Origin of the sequence: Hydrogenophaga sp. (assembly GCF_041633695.1) — a bacterium.
GTDB lineage: Bacteria > Pseudomonadota > Gammaproteobacteria > Burkholderiales > Burkholderiaceae_C > Hydrogenophaga.
Genome location: NZ_JBFJMY010000424.1, coordinates 1 through 3,573, shown reverse-complemented (window position 1 = coordinate 3,573; position 3,573 = coordinate 1). Strand labels below are relative to the sequence as shown.

General features: G+C 65.9%; 3 protein-coding genes and 1 pseudogene. 2 read left to right on the top strand and 2 right to left on the bottom strand.

From position 1 onward, the window contains the following. Positions 1-71: pseudogene (locus ABYB95_RS19405) on the top strand (zinc ribbon domain-containing protein); the annotation flags it as partial. A 196-nt stretch (positions 72-267) separates the two neighbouring features. Here the strand turns inward: ABYB95_RS19405 and ppk2 are convergent. After that, a complete protein-coding gene (gene ppk2, locus ABYB95_RS19400; protein ID WP_372660636.1) occupies positions 268-1,179 on the bottom strand; it encodes a polyphosphate kinase 2 in 912 nt (303 codons plus the stop codon). A 155-nt stretch (positions 1,180-1,334) separates the two neighbouring features. Between ppk2 and ABYB95_RS19395 the strand changes: the two genes are divergently transcribed. Then, positions 1,335-2,093, top strand: a complete 759-nt coding sequence (locus ABYB95_RS19395) for a 3-hydroxyacyl-CoA dehydrogenase (RefSeq protein WP_372660633.1) — start codon at positions 1,335-1,337, stop codon at positions 2,091-2,093. Between the two features lie 85 nt (positions 2,094-2,178). On the opposite strand, the gene ABYB95_RS19390 is transcribed toward ABYB95_RS19395, so the two are convergent. Beyond that, positions 2,179-3,573 (bottom strand): GspE/PulE family protein (locus tag ABYB95_RS19390; RefSeq protein ID WP_372660630.1); only part of this gene is annotated, 1,395 nt, incomplete at its 5' end.

Here is a 3,573-nt window from a genome sequence, read left to right as displayed (position 1 = left end):
AGGCCACGGTGACGGCGCCGAACGGCGCGAAGGCCTTCCCGAGCAAACGGCCCTGGATGATCAGCCATTAGGGCCTGCGGCACCTCCCCCTCAGGGGGCAACACCAGCGGCCCGCCCCGAGCCTGACGAAGGGCGGTTCCGCAGTGCCCTGGACCAGACACCTCTCCGGCGCAACGCGACTTCCATCAGAGATGCCGTGGATCTGGCTCTGCCAGGCCACAGGCATCACCCCCTTGAGGGGGTCGCGCGCAGCGCGGCGGGGGTGATTCAATACACCTGCGGCACGTGGATCTCGCCAGGCACCTGGTGGCGGCGGTAGCCTTCGTGGCGCACGCGTTCGGGCAATGTGATCGTTGGGCGCTCCACCTCGCCATAGGGCATTTGCTGCAGCAGATGGTGGATACAGTTCAGCCGGGCCTTTTTCTTGTCGTCGGCCTGCACCACCCACCAGGGCGATTCGGGGGTGTGGGTGCGCTCCAGCATCACCTCCTTGGCCTTGGTGTAAAGCTCCCAGCGCCGCCGCGACTCCAGGTCCATGGGACTGAGTTTCCACTGCTTGAGCGGATCGTGGATGCGGCCCAGGAAACGCAGGTGTTGCTCTTCATCCGAGATCGAGAACCAGTACTTGATGAGCTGGATGCCCGAGCGGGTCAGCATTTTTTCGAATTCCGGCGCGTCGCGAAAAAACGCTTCGTACTGGTCGTCGCTGCAAAAACCCATCACCTTCTCGACGCCAGCGCGGTTGTACCAGCTGCGGTCGAACAAGACCATTTCCCCGGCCGCCGGCAGGTGCGCCACGTAGCGCTGGAAATACCATTGCGTGCGCTCGCGGTCGTTGGGTGCCGGCAATGCAGCCACGCGGCACACGCGCGGGTTCAGGCGCTGGGTGATGCGTTTGATGACACCGCCCTTGCCAGCGGCGTCGCGCCCTTCAAAGATGATGACCACCTTGTGCCCGGTCGCCACCACCCAGTCCTGCAGCTTCACCAGCTCGGCCTGCAAGCGAAACAGCTCGCGGAAATACACGCGGCGCAGTTCCTTTTGCGCCGTCGACACGCCCTCGTCGCCCTCGACGTCTTGGAATGGGCGATCCTCGACTTCCATTTCCAGCTCTTCGTCGTAGCCGTCCATCAGGTCGGTGTGAATGCGGCGCATCAGCGCCTCCTGGTTCTCGAACATGGGGGCTCCCGTCCCGGCAAAACTGCCGCCGCCAGCGTATGCCGACTTTGTGACAATTCCGTGAAGCCACAGCAAAACGCCTGTGTCCGTGCCGCTCGGTCATAATTGACGTTTACGTTAACGTCAATCAACCGCAACACCATCAGGAGCACCACATGGACATTCAAGGCAAGGTATTCATCGTCACGGGCGGCGCATCGGGTCTGGGCGAAGGCACGGCGCGCATGCTCGCGGCCAACGGTGCCAAGGTCGTGATCGCCGACATGCAGACCGACAAAGGCGAGGCCGTGGCGAAAGAGATTGGCGGCGCCTTTGTGAAGTGCGACGTGAGCCAGGAAGCCGACGGCCAGGCGGTGGTCGCCAAGGCCACCTCGATGGGCAAACTCATGGGCCTGATCAACTGCGCCGGTATCGCACCGGCAGAAAAAACCGTGGGCAAGAACGGCGCCCACAACCTGGGCGTGTACACCAAGACCATCATGGTCAACCTGGTGGGCAGCTTCAACATGATCCGCCTGGCGTCCGAAGCCATGTGCAAGAACGAACCCGAAAGCACGGGTGAGCGCGGCGTGATGATTTCCACCGCCAGCGTAGCGGCTTACGACGGCCAGATTGGCCAGGCGGCCTACGCCGCCAGCAAGGGTGGCGTGGTCGGCATGACCTTGCCGATCGCGCGCGACCTGTCGCGCAACGGCATCCGCAACATGACGATTGCCCCCGGCATCTTCGGCACCCCCATGCTGTTTGGCATGCCGCAAGAAGTGCAAGACGCCCTGGCCGCCAGCGTGCCCTTCCCCAGCCGCCTGGGCACGCCGGACGATTACGCCAAGCTGGCCAAGCACATCATTGAAAACGACATGCTCAACGGCGAGGTGATTCGGCTGGACGGCGCGATCCGGCTGGCCCCGCGCTGAGCGGTGCGCGGGCGCGGTCTGTGGATCGCGCCCGCGTGAGCCGGTCTCCAAGGCCCGGCGCGCGCTGGGGGTGGCGCGCCGCTGTTCAGCGGTAAACGCTGCGTGCCTGCTTGAGGTCGATGCGCCCTTGCACCACCTTTTCCAGCGCATCTTGGCGCAAGCTGCGCATGCCTTCGGCCACCGCCGCGTCCCGCAGCGCCTCGGGCTGGGCGCGGTGCTGGATCAATTGGCGGATCGCGGGGCTGTTCTGCAAAATCTCGAACACCCCTGTGCGTCCTCGGTAGCCCTTGCCGCCACAGTGCTCGCAACCCACAGCGTGGCGCACCTTCACCTGATCCGGCGTGGGCAGTGCAGCCGCCGCCAGCAGACGCACCTGGGCTTGTGGCCGGCTGAGGTTGCTGCCTTCCATGTATTCCTGCAGCAACGCATCCCACTCGTCGGGTGCGAGCACGCGCGGGCTCGCGCAATGCCGGCACAAGGCGCGCACCAGGCGCTGCGCCACGATGCCCTGCATGGCACCGGCCAGACGCGCAGCGTCCACGCCCTGCTCCAGCAGATGCACCACGGTCTCACAAGCGGTGTCGGTTGGTAGCGTCGAGAGCGCCAGCGGGCCGTTCACCGCAGCAGCGACAATGGCATGGGCGGTGTCGGCGTCGCGCAGCTCACCGAGCGCAATCACGTCGGCCCCTGCCTGCACGAACCCGTTCACCGCGCGCACAGCGTCCAGCCCGATACGGGGGTTCAGCTGCACCTGGCGCACACCCAGCTGCTGAAACTCCACCGGGTCCTCGGCCGACCAGACCTTGCGCTCGACACTGTCCACCTCGGCCAGCACAGCATGCAGCGTGGTGGTGCGGCCCGAGCCCCTGGGTCCGACCACCAGCACCAGGCCATGGCGGCGCTGTGAAAGCCCCGCCAACGCCACCCGGTCACGCGCCCGCAGGCCCAGCCGAACCAAGGCTGCCGGACGCGACAGCGTGAGCAGCCGCAGCGCCAACTCTTCCACACCCGCACGCGCGGGCGGCGCGACCACCCGCAGCGTCAAGGCCTGTCCGCCGAACTCGGCAAAATCGATCCGCCCTTCTTGCAAGCGCCTGCGCTCGGCCACATCAAGACCCGCCATGCGCTTGATGCGCGAGACCAAGGGTTCGCGCAGCTTGGCCGGCAACCACAGCTGGGGCTGCAGTTCGCCTTGGTGGCGGAAGCGCACCGCTGTCAACGCCGCGTCGGATTTGCTCTCGATCTGGATTTCGCTCACGCGCTGTGCAAACGCGTCGCCGATCAGCTGGTTGACCAGGCGCACCACGGCAGGCGACTCGCTCGCCAGGACCGCGTGCCCGGCCTCGGCCAGCGAGTCGCCCACCTCGACCATGGCCTGCATCACCAGGTCCTCCCAATCGAGCCGCTCTTGTGCGCCGGCCTGATCCGGTGGCAAGGGCAGAAAGTGGCGCCGAACTTCCTCGACAATGGCGTCGGCGCT